This is a genomic window from Streptomyces sp. NPDC012935 (assembly GCF_042900345.1).
In the GTDB taxonomy this organism is placed as follows: Bacteria; Actinomycetota; Actinomycetes; order Streptomycetales; family Streptomycetaceae; genus Streptomyces.
Genome location: NZ_JBIBBC010000087.1, coordinates 1 through 1271, shown reverse-complemented (window position 1 = coordinate 1271; position 1271 = coordinate 1). Strand labels below are relative to the sequence as shown.

The 1271-nt window shown below is 74.7% G+C and carries 1 protein-coding gene; it reads right to left on the bottom strand.

Translation table 11 applies throughout. From position 1 onward, the window contains the following. The coding region (locus tag ACFY5C_RS41710; protein WP_389455300.1) for a GNAT family N-acetyltransferase at positions 1 to 1121 on the bottom strand (1121 nt) is incomplete at its 3' end. Between the last annotated feature and the right edge of the window lie 150 nt (positions 1122 to 1271).

Here is a 1271-nt window from a genome sequence, read left to right as displayed (position 1 = left end):
TCGAGGGTCAGGTCCGCGGTGGCCGTGGTCGGCGCGCAGGTCGCGCCGTCCGCGGCCGCCTCCAGCCGGAACCGCCCGCCCGACAGCCCGGAGTCGTCCACGACCTCCAGCACCAGCGCGCCCTGCCCGGCGTAGGTGCGTGCCGTGAGGGCCCGTTCGACGTCGAGGACCCGCACCCACAGCCAGTCCGCCAGTGTCGTGACGCGGGCGGCGCGCGGATCGGGCAGATACAGCGGCAGCAGGTCGTCCGGGGCCCGCCAGCCGCTCTTCACCGTGGTGATCCAGTCGATGGAGCACAGGTAGAGCCACAGGGAGCGCTCGGCCTCGGGGGTCGCCGCGATCAGCCAGTTCACGGTCGCCGTGTTGAGGGGCTGCTTGCCGTCGCCCCACTTGTCGTCGGCCTTGTACGACACCAGCCCGTCGACCGTGCCGTCCGCCGAGCGGTACACGGCGAAGAACGGCTCGGTCCACGGGGACCCGTCCACCCGCAGCCCGCCGGTGCTCACCTGCCACCACCGCTCGTCGCGGTCGACGGCACCCGGTTGCGCGCGACGCACCCGCTCGAACAGCTCGGGGCCCACCTTGCGGACCTCGGATCCGTCCACCAGCTCGATGCGGCCGCCGTCCTCCGGGCCCGACCACCTCGGGTCGATCCCGGTGCGCGGCACGTCGACCGTCCACTCGGCCGTCCACGCGGCGGGCCCGAAGCCGTACCGGCCGTAGATCGGGTACTCGGCGGCGATCAGCGTCGCGACGACGTCGCCGCGCTCCCGGGCCGCCGTCAGGTCGCGGGCCATCATGCGGGTGAGCAGGCCGCGGCGGCGGTGGGTGGGGCTGACGGTGACGTTGGTGATCGCGTCGGCGGGGACGGCGGCACCGCCGACCGCCGTGATCTCCTGCGCGAACGACCGGAAGGTGGCCACACAGCGTCCCCCGTCGAAGGCACCGAGGGTGCGGGCCGGGTCGATGTACGACTCCCGGTCCGCGGCCTCCGCCTCGGTGACGTCGGGAGACCGCAGGAAGCCGGTCCTCAGGGCCCGGCTCCACTCCGGGATCTCGCCGGCGGCCAGGGGGCGGATGTCGATGTCGTGGGTGTCGATGGGGGCTGCGGAACGGCTCATGGGGCCACGGTAGGCGGGGGCGGGCGCGGAGTCCCGAGAATTTATTCGCGCCCCTGCGCCCCCGCGCCCCAGCGCCGCTCGCGCTCCCGCACCGCTCGCGTCCCCGCGTCCCGGCGCCCCCGCCCGAACGGCGTCCGCCGGATACGTCGT